The organism is Streptomyces sp. 4N124, assembly GCF_052245395.1.
In the GTDB taxonomy this organism is placed as follows: Bacteria; Actinomycetota; Actinomycetes; order Streptomycetales; family Streptomycetaceae; genus Streptomyces.
In genome coordinates this window covers 30,265-48,915 of record NZ_JBQQBS010000050.1, presented here as the reverse complement: position 1 = coordinate 48,915, position 18,651 = coordinate 30,265, and the positions used below count along the sequence as shown (strand labels likewise).

At 70.7% G+C, this 18,651-nt stretch carries 18 protein-coding genes; 6 read left to right on the top strand and 12 right to left on the bottom strand.

The features are described from left to right. Positions 1 to 61: 61 nt before the first annotated feature. The 3 genes from ACTWQO_RS36390 to ACTWQO_RS36380 are packed head-to-tail and all read right to left on the bottom strand — an operon-like array spanning position 62 to position 2,772. Complete coding sequence (locus tag ACTWQO_RS36390; RefSeq protein WP_443241660.1) at positions 62 to 742, bottom strand: response regulator; 681 nt, start codon at positions 740 to 742, stop codon at positions 62 to 64. Further along, positions 739 to 1,947, bottom strand: a complete 1,209-nt coding sequence (macS, locus tag ACTWQO_RS36385) for a MacS family sensor histidine kinase (RefSeq protein WP_443241659.1) — start codon at positions 1,945 to 1,947, stop codon at positions 739 to 741. Before macS ends, ACTWQO_RS36390 begins: the two co-directional genes overlap by 4 nt. 33 nt (positions 1,948 to 1,980) lie before the next feature. Next, complete coding sequence (locus ACTWQO_RS36380) at positions 1,981 to 2,772, bottom strand: lysophospholipid acyltransferase family protein (protein ID WP_443241658.1); 792 nt, start codon at positions 2,770 to 2,772, stop codon at positions 1,981 to 1,983. Between the two features lie 157 nt (positions 2,773 to 2,929). Between ACTWQO_RS36380 and ACTWQO_RS36375 the strand changes: the two genes are divergently transcribed. Further along, positions 2,930 to 3,709: an alpha/beta hydrolase gene (locus tag ACTWQO_RS36375; protein WP_443241657.1), complete on the top strand. Its 780-nt coding sequence runs from the start codon at positions 2,930 to 2,932 to the stop codon at positions 3,707 to 3,709. Next, on the top strand, positions 3,702 to 4,307 hold the full coding sequence (locus ACTWQO_RS36370; protein ID WP_443241656.1) for a hypothetical protein: 606 nt from the start codon (positions 3,702 to 3,704) through the stop codon (positions 4,305 to 4,307). Before ACTWQO_RS36375 ends, ACTWQO_RS36370 begins: the two co-directional genes overlap by 8 nt. 15 nt (positions 4,308 to 4,322) lie before the next feature. Here ACTWQO_RS36370 and ACTWQO_RS36365 read toward each other — a convergent pair whose 3' ends face one another. The 6 genes from ACTWQO_RS36365 to ACTWQO_RS36340 form a co-directional block, all read right to left on the bottom strand. Beyond that, positions 4,323 to 5,069: an endonuclease/exonuclease/phosphatase family protein gene (locus ACTWQO_RS36365; RefSeq protein ID WP_443241655.1), complete on the bottom strand. Its 747-nt coding sequence runs from the start codon at positions 5,067 to 5,069 to the stop codon at positions 4,323 to 4,325. A 137-nt stretch (positions 5,070 to 5,206) separates the two neighbouring features. After that, positions 5,207 to 6,160 (bottom strand): ROK family glucokinase, encoded by a 954-nt coding sequence (locus tag ACTWQO_RS36360; RefSeq protein ID WP_443241654.1) that lies wholly within the window; start codon positions 6,158 to 6,160, stop codon positions 5,207 to 5,209. A 102-nt stretch (positions 6,161 to 6,262) separates the two neighbouring features. Next, a complete protein-coding gene (locus ACTWQO_RS36355) occupies positions 6,263 to 6,796 on the bottom strand; it encodes a DUF5304 domain-containing protein (protein ID WP_443241653.1) in 534 nt (177 codons plus the stop codon). Between the two features lie 59 nt (positions 6,797 to 6,855). Beyond that, positions 6,856 to 8,034, bottom strand: coding sequence for an ArsA family ATPase (locus tag ACTWQO_RS36350; RefSeq protein WP_443241652.1), 1,179 nt, complete (start codon positions 8,032 to 8,034; stop codon positions 6,856 to 6,858). Between the two features lie 193 nt (positions 8,035 to 8,227). Further along, positions 8,228 to 8,668, bottom strand: coding sequence for an SRPBCC family protein (locus tag ACTWQO_RS36345; protein ID WP_443241651.1), 441 nt, complete (start codon positions 8,666 to 8,668; stop codon positions 8,228 to 8,230). Between the two features lie 129 nt (positions 8,669 to 8,797). Then, entirely contained in the window at positions 8,798 to 9,595 is a 798-nt protein-coding gene (locus ACTWQO_RS36340) for a metallophosphoesterase family protein (protein ID WP_443241650.1), read from the bottom strand. A gap of 288 nt (positions 9,596 to 9,883) precedes the next feature. Here ACTWQO_RS36340 and ACTWQO_RS36335 point away from each other — a divergent pair, with 288 nt between their 5' ends. Then, positions 9,884 to 11,680, top strand: coding sequence for an AMP-dependent synthetase/ligase (locus ACTWQO_RS36335; RefSeq protein WP_443241649.1), 1,797 nt, complete (start codon positions 9,884 to 9,886; stop codon positions 11,678 to 11,680). 16 nt (positions 11,681 to 11,696) lie between these two features. Here ACTWQO_RS36335 and ACTWQO_RS36330 read toward each other — a convergent pair whose 3' ends face one another. Both ACTWQO_RS36330 and ACTWQO_RS36325 read right to left on the bottom strand, forming a co-directional pair. Beyond that, complete coding sequence (locus ACTWQO_RS36330; RefSeq protein WP_443241648.1) at positions 11,697 to 13,277, bottom strand: GMC oxidoreductase; 1,581 nt, start codon at positions 13,275 to 13,277, stop codon at positions 11,697 to 11,699. 172 nt (positions 13,278 to 13,449) lie between these two features. Beyond that, the gene (locus tag ACTWQO_RS36325; RefSeq protein ID WP_443241647.1) at positions 13,450 to 14,592 is read right to left on the bottom strand and encodes a glycosyltransferase family 4 protein; all 1,143 of its coding nucleotides are present in this window, start codon (positions 14,590 to 14,592) and stop codon (positions 13,450 to 13,452) included. Between the two features lie 110 nt (positions 14,593 to 14,702). Here ACTWQO_RS36325 and ACTWQO_RS36320 point away from each other — a divergent pair, with 110 nt between their 5' ends. Continuing rightward, entirely contained in the window at positions 14,703 to 15,938 is a 1,236-nt protein-coding gene (locus ACTWQO_RS36320) for a glycosyltransferase 87 family protein (protein WP_443241646.1), read from the top strand. 27 nt (positions 15,939 to 15,965) lie between these two features. On the opposite strand, the gene ACTWQO_RS36315 is transcribed toward ACTWQO_RS36320, so the two are convergent. Beyond that, positions 15,966 to 16,844 (bottom strand): RNA polymerase sigma-70 factor, encoded by an 879-nt coding sequence (locus tag ACTWQO_RS36315; RefSeq protein ID WP_443241645.1) that lies wholly within the window; start codon positions 16,842 to 16,844, stop codon positions 15,966 to 15,968. 184 nt (positions 16,845 to 17,028) lie between these two features. Between ACTWQO_RS36315 and ACTWQO_RS36310 the strand changes: the two genes are divergently transcribed. Both ACTWQO_RS36310 and ACTWQO_RS36305 read left to right on the top strand, forming a co-directional pair. Continuing rightward, complete coding sequence (locus ACTWQO_RS36310) at positions 17,029 to 17,508, top strand: carboxymuconolactone decarboxylase family protein (protein ID WP_443241644.1); 480 nt, start codon at positions 17,029 to 17,031, stop codon at positions 17,506 to 17,508. 43 nt (positions 17,509 to 17,551) lie between these two features. After that, positions 17,552 to 18,643, top strand: a complete 1,092-nt coding sequence (locus ACTWQO_RS36305; protein ID WP_443241643.1) for an ABC transporter substrate-binding protein — start codon at positions 17,552 to 17,554, stop codon at positions 18,641 to 18,643. Positions 18,644 to 18,651: the final 8 nt, after the last annotated feature.

Here is an 18,651-nt window from a genome sequence, read left to right as displayed (position 1 = left end):
GATCCAGGTCACCTAGGGATGGGTCGGAAGGGCAATTCCGGTGAATCAGCGGGCGGTTGGTTTACTCGTCGTCAAGTCCGCGCTCTATGGCGTACCGCACGAGTTCCACGCGATTGTGCAGCTGGAGCTTGCCGAGGGTGTTCTGCACGTGGTTCTGCACCGTGCGATGGGAGATGACGAGGCGTTCGGCGATCTGCTTGTAGCTCAGGCCCTTGGCGACCAGCCGCAGTACCTCGGTCTCCCGCTCGGTGAGCTCCGGGGCCTTGGGCTGCTCGGAGTCCGCCGCGGCGGACACGGGCTCGGAGGCCAGCCGCCGGTACTCGCCGAGGACGAGTCCGGCCAGGCCCGGAGTGAACACCGGATCGCCGACGGCCGTACGGCGCACCGCGTCGAGCAGCTCCTCGGTCGAGGCCGACTTCAGCAGATAGCCGGTCGCGCCCGACTTCACCGCCTCCAGCACGTCGGCGTGCTCACCGCTCGCGGACAGCACCAGCACGCGCAACGCCGGGTTGTGGCCGACGAGTTCCTTGCAGACCTGGACTCCCGGCTTGGCGGGCAGGTTGAGGTCGAGCACCAGGACGTCCGGCCCGGCGGCCTTGGCCCGGCGTACGGCCTGGTCGCCGTCGCCCGCGGTGGCCACGACGTCGAAGCCGGACTCGCCCAGGTCGCGGGCGACGGCGTCGCGCCACATCGGGTGGTCGTCGACCACCATCACCTTGATCGGGCCCTGCCGCTCGCTCATCGCGTCCCCTCTGAGATCTTCTTCGGCATCTTCAGTTCGACTTCCGTGCCCTGCCCCGGCACCGAGATCAGCTCGGCGCTGCCGCCGAGGTCCCGCAGCCGCCCCCGGATCGACAGGGCGACCCCGAGCCGCCCCTCCCCCTCGGCCTGCGCGAGCCGCCCCTCGGGGATGCCGGGCCCGTCGTCCCGTACGGTCACGACGACCTCGTCGGGCTCGTCCTCGACCAGGATCCAGGCCCGGGCGTCCTCCCCGGCATGCTTGCGTACGTTGTCCAGGGCGGCCCCTACGGCGGCGGCCAGTTCCTTCGCCGCGGCCGGCGGCAAGGGCACCGGGGCGCCGGGCTCGGCGAGGCTGACCCGGGCGCCCGCGTAGGGGGCGAGCAGTGAACGCAGGTCCACCGGGCCGTCCTCGTCCGGCTCTTCGACCGTTCGTACGACCGCCCCCTCGGCGGCGTCCTCCGACACCCGGGAGACGGGCACCATGCCGCCGGAGACCAGCGTGCGCAGCGCCACCTCCTGCTCGCCCGCCATCCGGCCCAGCTCGGCCGCCTCGCCGCCGAGCACCGAACCGCGCCGCTGCACCATCGCCAGGACCTGGAGGACGCTGTCGTGGATGTCCCGGGCGAGCCGCTCCCGTTCGCGGGTGGCGGCCTCGATCTCCAGGGCGCGGGCGAGGGTGCGCTCGGAGGCGCGGGCGACCTCGACGACGTAGCCGATGGCGATGGAGGCGACCCAGACGAGGATCACGTTGTGGACGGTGTCGCGGGTGGGGGCGCCGCGGTAGATCAGGTTGGCGACGGCCACCGGGGTGGAGGCGAAGACCGCCCAGCGCCAGCCGCCCTTGATGGCGAACGCGAGCACCGACCCGGCGGTCCATATCGACGGCAGCGTCGAGCCGCCGGCTTCGATCCGCTCGGCGCTGGCGGCGAATCCGGTGAGCAGGATGCCGGTGAGCGCGATGGTGAGGTCGACGGCGAGGAACCGCTTGGTGCAGCTCGCCGCGTTCGCCACCCGGGGCAGCGTCGCGAACGTCCAGACGGACAGCACGGCGTAGTACGCGATGGCCACCCAGGGGCGGGTGAACTCGTGGTAGGACGTGGCGAAAAGGCCGATCGCGTACAGGAGCGTCAGGATCCGGTACCCGGTGAGGGCACGCCACAGCGGCTGCTCGACCGACATCCGCATGACGCGCTCGCGCTTGGTCATATCCCCCACCCCCTGAGTCCGAGACTGCCCTGCCTAGGACTCGGACTTCTCCTTCTCGGCCCGTTCCTTCTCGACCCGTTCCTTCTCGGCCCGTTCCTTCTCGGCCTGCGCGAGTGCGGCCTTGGCCGCCTTCTCCGCTTCCTTCTCGGCCTTGGCCGCCTCGGCGATCTGGCGCTTGGCGGCGGTCGCGTAGATGTCGACGTACTCCTGGCCGGAGAGCTTCATGATCTCGTACATGACCTCGTCGGTCACCGCGCGCAGTACGAAGCGATCGTGCTCCATGCCGTTGTACCGGCTGAAGTCCAGCGGCTTGCCGATACGGATGCCCGGGCGCATCAGCTTCGGCATCACCTTCCCCGGCGGCTGGATCTTCTCCGTGTCGATCATGGCGACCGGGATGACCGGCGCGCCGGACCTGAGCGCCACGCGCGCGAGGCCGCCGGGCTTGCCCCGGTAGAGGCGGCCGTCGGGCGAGCGCGTGCCCTCCGGGTAGATGCCGAACAGCTCACCGCGCTCCAGCACGTCGAGGCCGCTCTTGATGGCGGCCTCGCCGGCGCCGCGCGCACCCGAGCGGTCCACCGGGAGCTGGCCGACGCCCTTGAAGAAGGCGGCGGTCATCCGGCCCTTGAGTCCGGGGGTGGTGAAGTACTCGGCCTTCGCGATGAAGGTGACCTTGCGGTCGAGCACCGCGGGCAGGAAGAACGAGTCCGAGAACGACAGGTGGTTGCTCGCCAGGATCGCGGGGCCCTCGGCGGGTACGTTCTCCAGGCCTTCCACCCAGGGCCTGAAGGCGAGCTTCAGCGGCCCCCCGATGGATACCTTCATCGCGCCGTACAACAACCGAGTGCCTCCTGTGTCCGTCGATCAGACCTTAACCCGGCGCACTGTCAATGGACCCGACGACCCTGGTCGGTGTCAGTGCGGTCGCGTACGGTGAAGCACACCGCCTTTCTCAGACACGCTCATCGACAGGAGACCCAAGGTGCCGCTCCTCCCTGGAGCCGAGCCGTTCCGCCACGAGGGCGGGGAGGTCGGCGTCCTCCTCTGCCACGGCTTCACCGGCTCGCCGCAGTCGCTGCGTCCCTGGGCGGGGTATCTCGCCGAGCGCGGCCTGACCGTCTCGCTGCCGCTGCTGCCCGGGCACGGCACTCGCTGGGAGGACATGCAGCTCACCGGCTGGCAGGACTGGTACGCGGAGGTGGACCGCGAGTTGCGCGCCCTGCGCGAGCGCTGCACGCAGGTGTTCGTCGCGGGCCTGTCCATGGGCGGCGCGCTGGCCCTGCGGCTGGCCGCCAAGCACGGGGACGCGATCAGCGGCGTCGTGGTCGTCAACCCGGCCAACAAGGTGCACGGCCTCACGGCATACGCCCTTCCGGTGGCCCGCCATCTCGTCCGTACGACGAAGGGGATCGCCAGCGACATCGCCCTGCCCGGCAGCGCGGAGGTCGGGTACGACAAGGTGCCGCTGCATGCCGCGCACTCCCTGCGCCGGTTCTTCCAGCTGGTCGACGGCGAACTGCCGCAGGTCACCCAGCCGATGCTGCTGCTGCGCAGCCCTCAGGACCATGTCGTGCCGCCCGCCGACTCCGCGCGGATCCTCAGCCGGATCTCGTCGACGGACGTCCGGGAGATCCTGCTGGAACAGAGCTACCACGTGGCGACGTTGGACCACGATGCGGACCGGATCTTCGCGGAGAGCTTCGCGTTCATCGGCCGGCTCGCACCCAGTCTCGGCAAGGAAGGGACGGCCGCAGGTGGCTGAGCACGACTCCGACCGCGAGGACCGCGAGCCGGACGAGCAGGGCGTGCCCTTCGACGAGGCCGCCGCCTGGGAGGCGATCGTCGCGGGGTACGGCGAGGAGCCGAAGGACCCCCCGGGTGCCAAGCCGTTCAAGTCCGTCGAGGACCTGGCGCTGCTGGAGCCGGAGACCAACGACGAGAGCGCCGAGGAGACCAAGGGCTCCGCGAAGGGCTCCGAGGACAAGGACGGTGAGGAGGAGGCGGCGAAACCTGCCGAGCCGCTCGGCAGCTCCGTCTCCTTCGCGCCCGGCGTCGGCCCCCGGGACTACACCACGCCCGAGCCGTCCGAGGACGACTTCGAGGCGGACGACGAGGGCCACTTCGTACCGCCCGAGCCACCGCCGCTGCCGGCCGCCGACGCCACCGCCAAGTTCGCCTGGCTCGCCGTGATCGGCGGGCCGCTCCTGCTGCTGCTCGCGGTCCTCCTCGGCTGGGAGATGACCTGGTGGCTGACCACGCTCGGCATCGGCGGCTTCGTGGGTGGCTTCGCCACGTTGGTGATGCGGATGCGGACGGACGACGAGGACGACGACGATCCGGGGCGGGGAGCGGTCGTCTAGCTCGCGAGGGTTCTTCTAGCTCGCCGGGATTCTGAGGGCGGCCAGGACCGGGAGGTGGTCGGTGGCCGCCCTCAAATCTGCGTCGGTGATCCCTGGGTGGCCTAGAGGCACGCCGCAGCCCAGTACCTCGATGCCCTTCGTGGTGAAGATCGCGTCGATACGGCGATGGGGTTCGTCGCGGGTCCAGGTGTGCTCGGCGCCCCAGGGGGCCGTGGACCAGCAGTCCTGGAGGGTGTCCGCGATCCGGGTGAAAGCACGGCCTCCTGGACGTTCGTTGAGGTCACCGCCCGCGATCGCGTGGTCCACGCCCAGGCCGGCGAGGCGGTCGAGGAGCATGCCGGACTGGTCGTAGCGCTCGTCCCTCTGGAGGCTGAGGTGGCAGCTGAGGACGCCGACGCGGGCGCCGCCGAAGCGGACGACCGCGGTGGCGAAGCCGCGGCGGTGCCGGCCGGGGGTGAGCGGGAGGAGGACGTCCTCGGTTCGCTCGACGGTGGCACGGAGGTTGCAGAGAATCGCGGGTCCGGCGGCTGTGGCTCCGCCGGTGAGGATGACGAGGTTCGCTGCGCGGGCCAGGCGGGCGAGTTTCTTGCGCCAGCGGAAGAAGCGGGGGGCTTCTTGGATCAGGACCAGGTCGGGGGCGCAGGCGGTGATCACGCGGGCCAGGGCGTTGGTGTCGTCGCGCATCGAGCGGATGTTGTAGCTCAGGACGCGGATGAGGGCGGAACCGTCGGGCTCGGTGCGGGAGTTGGGCAGCAGCTCCATGTGGATCAATTTACGCCCAATGGCTCGGGGCGCGAGGCTTGTGCGCGACTGCCGGTTCGTTGTGGCTGGTCGCGCCCACGCGGCGGAGCCGCATGTTGATACAGCCCCGCGCCCCTGGGGGCGTCAACATCACGGGGTTACATGATCGGGTCGGGCTCCCTCGCCAGGTCCGCCGCGCCCACCAGCCCCGCCTCGTTCCCCAGCTGCGCCGCGATCACGTCCGCCACCGGACGCCAGTTGCCGCCGACCAGCCAGCGCTTGTAGGACTTGCGGATGGGGTCGAGGACGAGTTCGCCCTCGTCGGAGAGGCCGCCGCCGACGATGAAGGCGGAGGGGTCGAAGAGGGAGGCGAGGTCGGCGAGGCCGGCGCCGGCCCAGCGGGCGAGCTCTCGGTAGGAGTCGACGGCGACGGGGTCGCCCTGGCGGGCGGCCATGGAGATGTGCTTGCCCTCGATGCCGTCGGGGGTCCCGTCGCCCATGCCCAGCAGGAGCTCGGCGTTCTCGGGGGTGGCGTTGGCGCGCTGCTTGGCGTATCTCACCAGGGCGCGGCCGGAGGCGTACTGCTCCCAGCAGCCCTGTGAGCCGCAGCCGCAGAGCAGGCCGTCCGGAACCATGCGGATGTGGCCGAACTCGGCGGCGACGCCGAAGTGGCCGCGGCGCAGCTTGTTGCCGATGATGATGCCGCCGCCGAGGCCGGTCCCCAGCGTGATGCAGATGACGTTGCGGTGGCCCTTGCCGCCGCCGAACTTGTACTCGCCCCACGCGGCCGCGTTGGCGTCGTTCTCCACGACGACCGGCAGGTGGACGCGCGCCTCGACCTTCTCCTTCAGCGGTTCCTGGCGCCAGTCGATGTTCGGCGCGAAGTAGACCGTGGAGCGCTGACGGTTGACGTAGCCGGCGGCACCGATGCCCACGCCGACGATGTCGTGCCCGGCGCGCGCACCCTCCACGGCAGCGGCGATGGCGTCCACGATGCCCTCGGGCGTGCCCGGGGTCGGCACCTTGTGGGTCGAGAGGATGTTGCCTTCCTCGTCGACCACGCCGGCCGCGATCTTCGTGCCGCCGATGTCGACGCCGATGGTGAGTCCCATGAATCCCTCAGTTTCGGTCGAGCCCCGCTACGGCCAACCGTACCCGAGGGCCTGCCGCCAGGTTCCCGTCGTCCGCCCTGCGGGCAGGGCCTGGGGGCGGCGTCAGTCCAAGTCGATGCGCTGGCCGGGGCCGGTGCCCTCGCCGGGGTCGTCGGGGTCGTCCCGGTCGGGGGACTCGTTCAGTTCGTCCATGCGGCCGGTCCAGCGCTGCTCCTGGGCCTGGACGGCGGAGCGGTACGCGGCGAGGAGTTCGTTGCCCGCTGCCGCGAGGTGGTCGAAGACGTCCGGGTTGCGTTCGATCACGGGCTCCACGGCGGCCTTGGCCTGCTGGACGACCTGGCGCACCACCTGCTCGGCGGCGGGTCCGGCGACCGCGCCGAACAGCGGGGACTGCAGACCGGACAGCTTGTCCGCGACCGTGTCGACGAGCTTGCGCAGTTCCTCGGCGGCCGAACCCGGCGGCGGGCCGTAGGCGGAGCGGCGGCGGGCCTTCTCCGCCGCTAGATCCTCGGCACACGCTGTCGCCCAGGCGTCGGCGTCGGTCGCGCGTACCTCGTCGACGGCTTCCCGCTCGGCGGTCTGGTACTTCTCGAGCTTCTCCTGAGCGGGGTCGGACGCGGGGCGCTCTTCGCTCATGGCGGACTCTCCTGACTACGGTTCGTCTCTACGACGTTACCCGAACGGGCGTACCGGTTTCACCGTGTCCGGGGCCATTGATCGGGGTCCGGCACGCATCGGATGCGCAGCTCGCCGTCGCGCAGGGCGGCGCCGTCGACGGTGCAGCGGCGCAGGGCGGACGGCAGCGGAACGATACGCCGGAACTGCCCTGCGGTGACGACGAGTTCATCGCCGCGCCTGACGAGGTCCAGGTCGTCCCGCTGGGCGCCGGGCAGCGGGATGTGCCATACGAAGATCCGGCTGTCGCCGTCGTCGGCGAGCTCCTGGGTGACCGGCCACTCGACGGTGGAGGGGCGTGTGTTGACAGTGGGGACGGTGAGGGCGGTGAGGTCGTCGGTGCCGCGCGGGTCCCGTCCCAGGTGGGTGACGACCTGGATCTCGTACGACCCCTGCCACTCCTCCAGTGCCTTGCGCTGCTGGGCGACGGGACCGGCGAGCCAGCTGTCGGCGGCGGTGTCGGGCAGGACGCGGTTGGCGACGAGGACGTCGGGGCGCAGGCCGCGCAGGGCGAGGGCGAGGGTGGCGGTGCGTACGGCGTCGGCGCCGCTCGGACCGGGCTCCGCGACGAGTCGTACGACGGTGTTCCGGTCGGCGACGACGGCCTCGACGGCGGCCAGCTCGGTGTCCCAGCGGGCGGCGGTCTCGTACAGCCACTCAGCGGGCAGGGGAACCCCGGCGAGCCGCCCCAGCACGGGGCGCAGGGCGCGGGCCGCCTGCCGTTCGGGCGGGAGGAGGCGGCGCAGATAGCGGCGGAGCTCCTCGGGCAGGGAGAGGAGGGCCAGGGCGTCGGGGACGGCCGGGAGGTCCACGACGAGCAGTTCGTGCGCCTCCGCGAGCGCGGCGTCCCGCAGGGCACGCAGCAGCGTGAGCTCTTCCGCGCCGGGGAGGGGGGTGACTTCCTCCGGGTCCAGTCTTGAGGCGCCGAGCAGGTCGAAGGCCGCGGTCGCGCGTTCCTGGAAGGCGGCGAGGTCGTCCCGGAACGCGCCGGCGGCGTCCGGGCGCCAGGCGGTCAGGTGCGGGGCGACGCGGATCGGGGCCGGACCGACGCTCGCCCCCAGGGCGGCGCCGAGCGTGTCCGTCCGATCGCCGCTCAGCACCAGCGTCTCGACGCCGTCGCGGGCGGCGGCGAGTGCGGTGGCGGCGGCGACGGTCGTACGGCCGCTGCCGCCCGGGCCGGTGATCAGGATGGTGCGCATGGGGGTGAACCGTAACGGACGTGACGCTCAGCCCTCGTGTCCATGTGCCCGGCGCTGGTGCGGGCCGGGGGTGGGTCGCGCAGCCCGGCGCTTGCGGGGCGCCGCCTGCGCCCACCCGTGCCGCCCCAGGCGGCACGCATGCCCGCAGCTGAGCGGGCTGGACTGCAACGCCCTAAGAGGCGCGGGGGTTGGCCTAGTGCCCCGACTCCACCCGCTTCTTCAGTCCCGCCAGTGCCCGGTCCGTGATGACCTTCTCGGCCTTGCGCTTGATCATGCCGAGCATGGGGATCTTGACGTCGACGGTCAGCTGGTAGGTGACCTCGGTCGAACCGGCGCCGGCCGGCTTGAGGATGTAGGAGCCGTCGAGGGAGCGCAGCATCTGGGACTTCACCAGCGTCCAGGACACCTCGTGCTCACCGGTCCAGGTGTACGCCAGCGTCTGGTCGTCCTTGATCGCCCCGGCGTCCATGACCAGACGGACCTCCTCGGCACGCCCCTGCCCGTCCGTCCGGAGGACCTCCGCCTCCTTCACCTCGCCGGTCCAGTCCGGGTAGCGGGCGAAGTCGGCGATCACCCCCATGACGTCGGCCGGTGCCGCCTCGATCGTGATGCTCGAGCTGGTGTGTTCCGCCATCGCCGTGGCTCCTCCAGATGCGGGCCGGTAGATCGTCCAGATCTCATGCGCACTGTGTGTGCAGCGTGAAGGCTACCGCGCACCCGATCTGCCGACTTCACCCGCATGGCCCGCCTTGCCGGAAAGCACTCACCACTCCAGCGCCCACGGCTTCCCCGTCCCCGCGAAGTGCCCGACGTTCACGCACTCCGTGGCCCCGAGCCGCATCCGGCGGACGAGGGGTTGGTGGACGTGGCCGAAGAGGGCGTAGCGCGGCCTGGTCCGGCGGATCGCCGCCAGCAGCGCCCGGCTGCCCCGCTCGAAACGTCGCGCCACGGTGTCGTAGACCAGCTCGGGGACCTCCGGAGGGATGTGCGTGCAGAGCACGTCCACCTCCCCCACCGCCTCGATCTTCGCCGCGTATTCCTCGTCGCTGATCTCGTACGGCGTGCGCATGGGGGTGCGGAGTCCGCCGCCGACGAAGCCGAAGACCCGGCCGCCGATCTCCACCCGCTCCCCGTCGAGGACGGTCGTGCCCGGCCCGGCGTACTCGGCCCACAAGGGCGGCATGTCGACATTGCCGTAGGTCGCATACGTCGGCGTCGGGAATGCCGCGAACATCTCGGCGTACTGCTTGCGCACCGCCTCCTCGATCGCGGCGGCGCGGTCCCCGCCGATGCCCGCCCACAGGCTCGCCCCGAACTGCCGTGCCTCCTCGAAGCGCCGGGCGGTGCGCAGCTCGACGATGCGGTCGGCGTTCTCGACGCCGAACAGGTCGGGGAAGATGCCGCGCGAGTGGTCGGCGTAGTCGAGGAACAGCACCAGGTCGCCGAGGCAGATCAGGGCATCGGCACCGTCGCCGGCGCCGGCCAGGTCACGGGCGTTGCCGTGCACGTCACTGACCACATGAATGCGTGTCCTGCGGTTACCGGGTCGTGAGGGTGCCATGGCGATCAAGGGTAGGCCTGTGCGATGTACGTGAACAGTGCAGGCTGGACCTGCGGTTACTGGCACGGCATCAAAAACGTGAACTACTGTGCAAGAAGGAACACCAATCTGTGTGACGCAGCGAACATCTCGCCGGGACCCCCTGTCGAAGAAGCCATACCGGCGGGTAACGTCCGGGCAGTCCAGTTGTACTCAGGATTTCAATCATTGAGTACCTGCCCGAGCCTTGGACCGCACCGTCGCATCGCACAACGTCGTGGCGCCGGCGCCCTATGAGGAGCAGCAGTCTTGCGCGAGTTCAGCCTTCCGGCTTTGTACGAAGTCCCTGCGGACGGCAATCTCACCGACATCGTCCGTAGAAACGCCGCGCAGCATCCCGACGTCGCCGTGATCGCCCGCAAGGTGGGCGGTGCGTGGCAGGACGTGACGGCCACCGAGTTCCTGGCCGAGGTGCACGCGGCCGCCAAGGGCCTGATCGCCTCCGGCGTGCTGCCGGGCGACCGGGTCGGCCTGATGTCCCGTACCCGCTACGAATGGACGCTGCTCGACTTCGCGATCTGGTGCGCGGGCGCGGTCACCGTGCCGGTGTACGAGACCAGCTCGCCGGAGCAGACGCAGTGGATCCTCGGTGACTCGGGCGCCACGGCCTGCATCGTGGAGATGGACAGCCACGCGACGGCCGTCGAGTCGGTGCGCGACCGGCTGCCCGCCCTGAAGCACGTCTGGCAGATCGAGGCCGGCGGGGTCGAGGAGCTGGGCCGGCTCGGGCAGGACGTGTCCGACAAGACGGTCGAGGAGCGCAGCTCGCGCGCCAAGGCCGACGACCCGGCGTCCATCGTGTACACGAGCGGCACCACCGGGCGGCCCAAGGGCTGTGTACTCACCCACCGCAACTTCTTCGCCGAGTGCGGGAACATCGTGGAGCGGATGCGGCCCCTCTTCCGCACCGGCGAGTGCTCCGTCCTGCTCTTCCTCCCGCTGGCGCACGTCTTCGGCCGGCTCGTGCAGGTCGCGCCGATGATGGCGCCGATCAAGCTGGGCAACGTCCCCGACATCAAGAACCTCACCGATGAGCTGGCCTCGTTCCGGCCGACGCTGATCCTGGGCGTGCCGCGCGTCTTCGAGAAGGTCTACAACAGCGCACGCGCCAAGGCGCAGGCGGACGGCAAGGGCAAGATCTTCGACAAGGCCACGGACACCGCGATCGCGTACAGCAAGGCGCTGGACACCCCGTCGGGCCCGTCGCTCGGCCTGAAGATCAAGCACAAGACCTTCGACAAGCTCGTCTACAGCAAGCTGCGCGCGGTGCTCGGCGGCAAGGGTGAGTACGCCATCTCCGGCGGCGCCCCGCTGGGCGAGCGCCTGGGCCACTTCTTCCGTGGCATCGGCTTCCCGGTCGTGGAGGGCTACGGCCTGACCGAGTCCTGCGCCGCGACCTCCTTCAACCCCTGGGACCGGCAGAAGATCGGCACGGTCGGCCAGCCGCTGCCGGGTTCGGTCGTGCGGATCGCGGACGACGGTGAGGTGCTGCTGCACGGCGAGCACATCTTCAAGGAGTACTGGAACAACCCGGGCGCGACCGAGGAGGCGCTGGCCGACGGCTGGTTCCACACCGGGGACATCGGCACCCTCGACGAGGACGGCTACCTCCGGATCACCGGCCGCAAGAAGGAGATCATCGTCACCGCGGGCGGCAAGAACGTCGCCCCGGCCGTGATCGAGGACCGGATCCGCGCGCACGCGCTGGTCGGTGAGTGCATGGTGGTCGGTGACGCGCGGCCGTTCGTCGGCGCGCTGATCACCATCGACGAGGAGTTCCTGGGCCGCTGGGCGGCCGAGCACGGCAAGCCGGAGGGCTCCACCGCGGCGTCGCTGCGTCAGGACCCGGATCTGCTCGCGGAGATCCAGAGCGCTGTCGACGACGGCAACGCCGCGGTGTCGAAGGCGGAATCGGTGCGGAAGTTCCGCATTCTGTCCTCCCAGTTCACCGAGGATTCGGGCCACCTGACGCCGTCGCTGAAGCTCAAGCGCAATGTGGTGGCGAAGGACTACGCGGACGAGATCGAGGCCATCTACCAGAAGTAGACCGGCACTTGGGATCTTATGGCGCGGCGTCCTCGGCGAGGACCCGCGCCATCGTCCGTTCGGCGAGCGCGGTGATCGTCACGAACGGGTTCACCCCGATCGACCCGGGCACGAGCGAGCCGTCGGTGACGTACAGCTTCGAATACCCCTTCACCCGGCCGTAGTTGTCGGTCGCCTTCCCCAACACGCAGCCGCCCAGCGGGTGGTAGGTGAAGTCGTCGGCGAAGACCTTGTTGCCGGAGCCGAACAGGTCGTAGCGGTAGATCGTCGCGTTCGCCGAGTTGATCCGGTCGAAGAGCTTCTTGGCCATGCTCACGGAGACGGCGCTCTGGGCGGTACTCCAGCCCAGCTTCACCGCGCCGTTCCGGTACGAGAACGACGCGCGCTCGGGGTTCTTGGTGATCGCCAGATAGAGGCTGACCCAGTGCTCCAGTCCCGTCGGCAGCGGGGCGATCTCGGCGAAGACGGGGTTCGACGCATTGGCCCAGTCGTCGATGCCCATGACCGGCATGGTCGACTGGTTGGCGCCGACCGTGTCCCAGAGGTGGTTGGCCCGGCCCAGCATCACATTGCCGTTGGTCCCCCAGCCGGTGCCGACGGTCGCGTTCAGCGCGGGCAGGGTGCCTGTCTCCCTTGCGCGGACGAGGAGTTCGGTGGTGCCGAGGCTGCCGCCGCCGAGGAAGAGGTACGTGCAGCCGTACTCCTTGGTTCCGACGACCGTGCCGGTGTCGTCGATCCGGTCGGCGGTGAGCAGGTACGAGCCGTCGGTGTCCCGCCGTATCCCGGTCACCTTCTCCAGTGTGTGGATGGTGACGTTGCCGGTGCCGAGGGCCGAGGCGAGGTACGTCTTGTCGAGGCTGCGCTTGCCGTGGTTGTTGCCGTAGATGACCTCGCCCGCGAGCGCGGACCTGGTCGCCGTGCCGGCCGCCTCGCGCTGCATGTGGCCGAAGTCGTAGACGTTCGGCACGAAGGTGGTCTTCAGGCCGGTGTTCTGGGCGTGCTTGCGGGAGATCCGGGTGAACCGGTACCACTCGGTCGACTCGAACCAGGCGGGGTCGACGGTGTTGACGCCGAGCATGGAACGGGCGCGCGGGAAGTACGTGCCGTACATCTCGGCGGTGTCGACGGTCGGGAACTGCTCGGCGAAGTACGACTGGAGCGGGGTGACCGCCATACCGCCGTTGACCAGGGAGCCGCCGCCGACGCCCCGGCCGACGTACACGGACATGGCGTCGTGGCGGACGCGGTCCAGGACTCCCGGGTAGGGGTTGATGTCCTTGTTGACGACGTCCAGCCAGAGGAACGTCGACAGCGGTGCCTCGGTGCGGGTGCGGAACCACATGGAGCGTTGGTCGGGGGCGCTGGTGGAGCAGAAGACCTTGCCGTCGGCGCCGGTGGTGTTCCACAGCCTGCCCATCTCCAGGACGAGGGTGCGGATGCCGGCCTGGCCGAGGCGGAGGGCGGCTACGGCGCCGCCGTAGCCGGAGCCGATGACTATCGCCGGGGCGGATTCGACTGCGTCGGGCTCGGCGGATTGGGCGGATTGGAGGGCGATGCGGGTGAAGCCGAGGGTGGCGGCGGTTTGGAGGGCCGCCATGCCTAGGATTTGACGTCTTGTCAGCTGACGTTGCATCAGGTTTGCTGTCATGTGCGCAGCATGGGCGGATTATTCGGTTCCGCCTAGTGGGGTGCCACACATTCGCCGTCGGCGGCTTCAGGTTGTTCGTGGCTGGTCGCGCAGTCCCCCGCGCCCCTGACGGGGCGTTGTACTACAGCAGCGTCTTCAGCTTCTCCGCCAATAGGTCCCAGCGCCATCTCTCCTCGACCCATTCCCTGCCCCGTTCGCCCATCCTGCGGCGCAGCTCCGAGTCTCCGAGCAGCACGAGGATGCGGTCGGCGGACTCCTCTACGGAGCCGCCGCGAACGACCCACCCGGTCTCGCCGTCCAGTACCGCGTCCGGTGCGCCGCCGGAGTCGCCGGCGACTACCGGGAGGCCGGTTGCGGAGGCTTCCAGGTAGACGATGCCGAGGCCCTCTACGTCGAGGCCGCGGCGTCGGGTGCGGCAGGGCATGGCGAAGACGTCGCCGGCGCCGTAGTGGGCGGGCAGTTCGGACCAGGGGACGGCGCCGGTGAAGCGTACGGAGTCGGTCACGCGGGTTTCGGCGGCCAGCTTGCGCAGGTCGTTCTCGTACGGGCCGCCGCCGACGATGAGCAGTACGGCCTCCGGCTCCTTGGCCAGGATTCGGGGCATGGCGAGGATCAGCGTGTCCTGGCCCTTGCGCGGGACCAGGCGGGAGACGCAGACGATCACCGGGCGGTCGGACAGGCCGAGGCGGGCGCGGATCGCGTCGCCTCCCGACTCGGGGTGGAAGGTCTTCTCATCGACGCCGGGCGGCAGTTGGACCATCCGGGAGGCCGCGTCCGGTGTCAGCGCGGAAGCGATCCTTGAGCGCGTGTACTCGCCGAGGTAGGTGATCGTGTCCGTGGACTCGCCGATCCGGCGCAGCAGCTGACGCGCCGCGGGCAGCTGGGCCCACCCGGCCTCGTGGCCGTGCGTGGTCGCCACCAGCCGTTCGGCGCCCGCCGCCCGCAGCGCCGGCGCCATCAGCCCGAGCGGCGCCGCCGCCCCGAACCACACCGACGTGCACCCATGGCCCCGCAGCAGCCCGACCGCACGCCGGGTGACCTGCGGCGTCGGCAGCAGCATCGTCGTACGGTCGCGTATGACGGTGAACGGCTGCTCGGCGTCGAAGGCGGCTGTGGCCTCGATGCCCTCGCGGCTGCGCTTCCAGGTGGACGCGTAGACGACGAGCCGCTCCGGGTCGAGCCGTAGCGCCATGTTGTGCAGGAACGCCTGGATGCCGCCGGGCCGGGGCGGGAAGTCGTTCGTGACGATCAGGGTCTTGTCCATCGCGGCCGACCCTACCGGGCGCCTCCGAGTGGCCGTGCTGCAAGGCTCGCGCACAGCTGGGTGGGGGATCATGGCCCTGCCAGGACGGACGTGTATGAACAGGGGCTCAGGTGGACAGTGCGGGCGCGAGGCGGTCGCTGGTGTGGCTGCTCGGTACCTGGGGCCTGACCCGGCTGGTGCTGCTGCTGTACGTGTTCAAGGTGTTCGTCTTCCCGGGCCCGGACGTCACCAGCGATGTGTCGGTCATCTACCAGGGCTGGTTCGAGGTGCTGCGCACCGGCACCTTCCCGCTCGGCGACGTCACCTGGCAGTACCCGCCCGCCGCGGCCCTCGCGATCCTCTCCCCCGCGCTGCTGTTCTTCCTGGACTACGCGAACGCCTTCTTCGTCCTCGCCTTCCTCGCCGACCTGGCCGTCCTCAGCCTGCTGCTGTACACGGGACTGCGCCCCGGCCGGTCGCTGCGGGGCGCCTGGGTGTGGGTGGCGGGCGTCCCGCTGCTCGGACCGACCGTGTACGCGCGGTACGACGTGATGGTCACGGCCGTGGCGGTGGCCGCGCTGCTCGCCGGGGCCCGGCATCCGCGGGTGATGGGCGCGCTGGTGGGATTCGGCGCGATGCTCAAGGTGTGGCCGGTGCTGCTGCTGGTCGGCGCGGTGAAGCGGCGGGCCTGGGCGGCGGCCGGGGTGACGGTCGTGGCGCTGGCCGCGCTCTTCGCCGCGGCGATGCCCGGCGCCTTCGCCTTCCTGACCTTCCAGCGGGACCGCGGCACCGAGGTCGAGTCGCTGGGCTCCCTGGTCTTCCATGTGGCCCGGCAGTTCGGCTGGAGCGGGGAGGTGCTGCTCAACTATGGCTCGGTCGAATTCCTCGGCCCGTACGTGAGCGTCGTGAGCACCGCTGCCCTGGCCCTGACCGGGCTCGCCTTCGGCTGGCTGCTGCTGTGGCGCCTGCTGGCCGGGCGGTTCGTGACGCACACCCTCGCAGACGCCGCGTTCGTGGCGGTGCTGATGTTCACGACGACGAGCCGGGTGATCAGCCCCCAGTACATGGTGTGGCTGGTCGGCCTGGCAGCCGTCTGTCTCTGCTTCCGCGCCAGTCCGATGCGGGTGCCCGCGGGGCTGGTCCTGGCGGCGTCCTTCGTGACGGTGCTGGAGTTCCCGGTCTTCTTCGCGCACGTCGTGGCGAGCGACTCCCTCGGTGTCACCCTGCTGTTCGTCCGCAACGGCCTGCTGGTGCTCGCCACCGTCATGGCGGCCCGGGAGCTGTGGCGGTCGTCCGTCTCGGGCGCCGACGCACTACCGCTGCCCGCTCAGGCCACCCGCACGAAGGAGACCTCGGTGCCCTCGTGAACCATGGCGGGCAGACAGGGCGGGCGCTCAACGGCGCAAGGTGGTCTCCCGCTCCAGATGCGACAGCTTCTCGGGGTTGCGCACGGCGTAGAGCCCGGTGATGAGGCCGTCGTCGATGCGCAGCGCGATGACGGTGTCGATCTCGCCGCCCAGCCGGACGATCAGCGCCGGATCGCCGTTGACCTGTGTCGACCGCAGCGACATCGCGGCGGCGATCCTGCCCAGCACGTGGGCCACCTCGTCGGCGCCGACGACGGGCGCCAGTGCGGCCCGTACGACTCCGCCGCCGTCGGTCAGCAGGACGACGTCCGGCGCGAGGATGTCGAGGAGGCGTTGCAGATCGCCGGTTTCGACCGCCCGCCGGAACGCCTCGACGGTGCGGCGGGTCTCGGTGGCGGACGCGACCCCGCGCGGTCGGCGCGCGGCGACGTGGGCCCGTGCCCGGTGGGCGATCTGGCGGACCGCGGCCGGACTCTTGTCGACGGCCTCGGCGATCTCGTCGTACCCGAGGTCGAACACCTCGCGCAGCACGAACACCGCCCGCTCGGTCGGCGCGAGCGTCTCCAGCACCAGCAGCATCGCCATCGAGACGCTGTCGGCCAGCTCGACGTCCTCCGCCACGTCGGGCGCGGTCAGCAGCGGCTCGGGCAGCCAGGGGCCGACATAGGACTCCTTGCGCCGGCCGAGCGTGCGCAGATGGCTCAGCGCCTGCCGGGTGGTGATCCGGACCAGGTACGCGCGCTGGTCCCGCACGGTGGTCTGATCGACGCCCGCCCACCTCAGCCAGGTCTCCTGGAGGACGTCCTCGGCGTCTGCGGCGGAGCCGAGCATCTCGTAGGCGACGGTGAACAGCAGGTTGCGGTGGGTGACGAAGGCCTGGGTCACGCTGTCCGTGCGGTCGTTCATCGCCGTCTCCTGCCCGTTCGCTCGCGAATGCGCCGTACACCAGACGCCGGGACCCACCGCTCTGTGACACCGGCATCCGGTGACGCACGCCACATCTCTGCGCCGTCACAAGGACAGGGCCGTCGGCATCTTGTGTTCGTCCAGCACGGCAGCACCACCCGACACCACGAGTGAGGACGACGTCATGGAACCCCGTTTCAACCTGTTCGACAGCCCGACCGCAGCGAAGGTCGCCAAGCGGTTCTACAACACCTCGTTGGCCCTGGCAGGGTCGACACTGCCGAAGGCCCTGCAGGAGCTGGTGGAGCTGCGGGTCAGCCAGATCAACGGCTGCGGCTTCTGCGTCGACATCCACACCAAGGAGGCCGCGGCCGCCGGGGAGACCGCGCTCCGGCTCCACCTGGTCGCCGCCTGGCGCCACAGCACCGTGTTCACCGACGCCGAGCGGGCCGCGCTGGCGCTCGCCGAGGAGGGCACCCGGCTCGGCGATCACGGCGTGTCCGACGAGACCTGGGCCGAGGTGCGCAAGCACTACGACGACGACCAGGTCGGTGCGCTGGTCTGCCTGGTCTCCTTGATCAATGCGGCCAACCGGATGAGCGTGATCGTGCACAATCCTGGGGGCTCGTACGAGCCCGGCATGTTCGCCGGTACGTCGAGCTGACCGGCGGACCGCGACCGCATCAGCACAGGGGAGACGTCCACGCATGAATACGCCACGGACCGACGGGGCATCCGTCCGGATCGGCGCGCTCGTTCCGCTGACCCGGCCCGGCTGGGCCGAGGCGGGCCGGCACCTGCTCGCCGGACTCGAACTGGCCGTATCCGAAGTCAATGAGGCCGGCGGGATCGACGGACGTCCGCTGGAGCTGGTGGTCCGGGACACCGCGGCCGATCCGCAGCGGGCCGCGGCGGCCGTGGATGAATTGGCCGGCCAGGGCGTGGCCGCGGTGGCGGGCGAGTATCACAGCGTCGTCGCCCGCGCCGCTGCCGCCAGGGCCGACGCCCTCGGTCTGCCGTTCCTCTGCTCGTCGGCGGTTCTCGACGCGCTCACCGAGCAGCCGACGGAATGGGTCGCGCGTCTCTCCCCGCCGCAGTCCCGTGGCTGGCAGCTGTACGCGGACTTCCTCCTCGGCGCGGGCCACCGCCGCATCGCCGTAGCGGCCCAGCCGAGCGTCTACTGGGCTGCTGGGACCCGCATTCTGCGGGACCACCTCGCTCCACGCGGCGGCACCCTCGTCGAACTCGACGGGAGTGCGCTCACCCCCAAGGCCGTGTGCGACGAACTCGTCGGCCACCGCGCGACAGCCCTCCTCCTTCTGGTCGGCCACCCGGAACCGGCCGTGTCGATCGTCCAGTCCGTCCGCGGCGACCAGCGCCTCTCCGAGGTCATGATCGGTGCTCCGGCCGGGCAGCCGGAGTTCGCCGAATGGGCGGCGCTGCTGGGCGACGACGGCGCCGCGGTCCCGTTCCTGCGCTACCTGCCCGAGCGCCTCACCCCACTCGGTGCACGCGTCGAGACGGCTCTGCGCGAGCGGCTGGCCGAAGCGCCCTCGTTCGTCGCCTTCGAGGGCTACGACACGGTCGCCGTCCTCGCCGATGTGCTGCGTTCTCACGGCACGGAGCGGGCACGCGTCGCCGCATCCTGGCCGCGCGTCGCAGTCGACGGCACCCGCGGGAAGATCCAGTTCTCCCGCACGCCAGGCATCAGCGTCTGGCAGTGGGCTTCGACGCCGATCCAGGTCGTCGACCGGGATCCGGCGGCACCCGATCGCTTCCGGGTCCTTCGCTCCGGCTGAACCGGACG